This is a genomic window from Natronomonas sp. CBA1123, assembly GCF_009741925.1.
Taxonomy (GTDB): Archaea; Halobacteriota; Halobacteria; order Halobacteriales; family Haloarculaceae; genus Natronomonas.
The window spans coordinates 1-2038 of record NZ_WPCC01000084.1; the positions used below are offsets into that span (position 1 = coordinate 1).

Annotated in this window: 2 protein-coding genes; both read right to left on the bottom strand. The window is 70.3% G+C overall.

All coding sequences use genetic code 11. From position 1 onward, the window contains the following. On the bottom strand, positions 1-1422 hold a 1422-nt coding region (locus GJ631_RS18285; RefSeq protein WP_156710524.1), incomplete at its 3' end, for a cation-translocating P-type ATPase. Further along, positions 1412-2038: sulfite exporter TauE/SafE family protein (locus GJ631_RS18290; RefSeq protein ID WP_156710525.1), on the bottom strand; the 627-nt coding region annotated here is incomplete at its 5' end. The genes GJ631_RS18285 and GJ631_RS18290, both read right to left, overlap by 11 nt.

The window sequence follows — 2038 nt, forward strand, 5'->3', positions numbered from 1 at the left end:
GACGGTGTCGGCCTCCGGTGCGGCCTCGAACAGCGCGGGCGTGGCGACGACGACGTTCCGGGCCGCCGCGGCGCGGGTCCCGCTTGCCACCGCCAGCGGCGTCGCCAGTCCGAGCGCACACGGACAGGAGACGATGAGGACGGTCAGGCCGGTCAGAAGCGCCTCGGCGGGCGCCGCTCCGCTCGCCAGTAGCCACCCGGTCGTCGCCACCGCGAGGACGACCACGAGCGGAACGAACACCGTCGCCAGTCGGTCCGCGAGCCGCTGGGCGCCGGGTCGGGAACTCTGAATCCGCCACAGCAACTCCACGAGTCGGTCGAGCGTACTCGTCACCTCCTCGCCGGCCCGGACCACGAGCGGGGCGTCGGTGACGACGGTCCCGCCCCGAACGTCGTCCCCCGGCGCCTTGCTCCGCGGGAGGGACTCGCCAGTCACGAGCGCCTCGTCGACGGCGGCCGACCCCTCGGCGACGGTGCCGTCGACCGGAATCCGGTCGCCGGGTTTGACGAGCAGGTCGTCGCCGGGTTCAACCGCCGAGACGGCGACGACCTCGCCGCTCGGGTGACGGGTCACCTCCTCGACGCGGAGTTCCGTCAGCTCCGAGAGGAGGTCGCTGGCTCGGCGCTTGATGCGGGACTCGTACTGCGTTCCGGCGGTCACCACGAGGACGATGGCGATGGTCACGTCGAAGTACAATTCGGTGCGACCGAGGGCCAACGCGAGGGTGCTGTAGACGTAGGCGCCGACGGCCGCAAGCGACACCAGGAGGTCGGTGTTCGGGCGGCCGGCCCGGAGACTGACGTAGGCGCCGCGCAACAGCGGATAGCCGGTGTAGAACAGCACGACCGAGGTGAACACCCAGATGTTGGCGGCGATGTAGGCGAAGGCGAACCCGCCCAAATCGACCAGCGGCGGGTAGCCGAAGTACGTCGGATACAGGAAGAGGATGTACCACAGCATCGCCATCATGCCGAAGAAGCCGCCGCCGATGAGGAACCGAACCACGTCGCTGCCGTCGTCTTCGGCGGTCTCCTCGGGCAGTCTCGCGTCGTAGCCGTACCCCGAGAGCCGCTCGGGGAGGGACTCGCTGTCGACGCGGTCGGGGTCGTAGACGACCCGGAGCAACTCGCTGGCGTAACTCGCCTCGGCGGCGTCGACGCCGTCGATGTCGCTGCCGAGGGATTCGACGAACACCTCACACGTCGAGCAGTGCATCCCGTCGACCGCGAGAAACGCCTGCTCACAGCCCTCCGGAACCGGTTCGGTCCCGAGGTCGTCGTCGTTGGCTTCGAGGGCGGCTTCGGCGTCCTCGCCGAGGCGACGCTGGACCTCCAGACAGCCCCGACAGCAGAACTCGCCGTCGGTGTCCGGGGCGGTTATCGGCGGGTCCGGCGTCGGCAGGTCACAGAGTTTACACGACATTGGTGATTGAACGGTGGGGAAGCGGCGGGTGCGGGAGGTGGATGCCGAACAGCATCAGGCCGTGGGCCAACAACACGTACCCCAACGCGACGAAGGCGGCACCGAGCGCGCGGTGGAGCCACCGCCGTCGCGTCGCGCTGACGGCGTCCAGGACGGTGCCGTAGAGGAACAGCGTCGGAATCGTCCCGAGGCCCAAGACGAGAAGCGAGAGGCCGCCCCGAACGGGGTCGCCCAGCGCGAACGCATACAGGTAGGCGGGGTAGATGATGGGGCACGGAAACAGGCCGTGGAGCGCGCCGAGGCCGACGATTCCGGGGCCGGCGGCGAGTCGGTCGACGCGGTCGGTCGCGGCGGCGACGAGCCGACCCAGCGGCGCGCCGTCCGGAACGAACCGGTGGAGGCCGCCGGCGCCACCGAGCAGATACGAGACGCCGACGCTGACGATGAGCAGGCCGACGAGAACGCCGACGCCGCCACGGAGGCCGTCGCCGACCCCTTCGATTGCGGCCACCGACCCGAACGTCACCGACCCGAGCAGGCCGGCGAGGGCACCGATGAGGGCGTAACTGCTCGCGCGGCCGAGGTTGAACAGGCCGTGTTGCCGGACGGCTCTGGG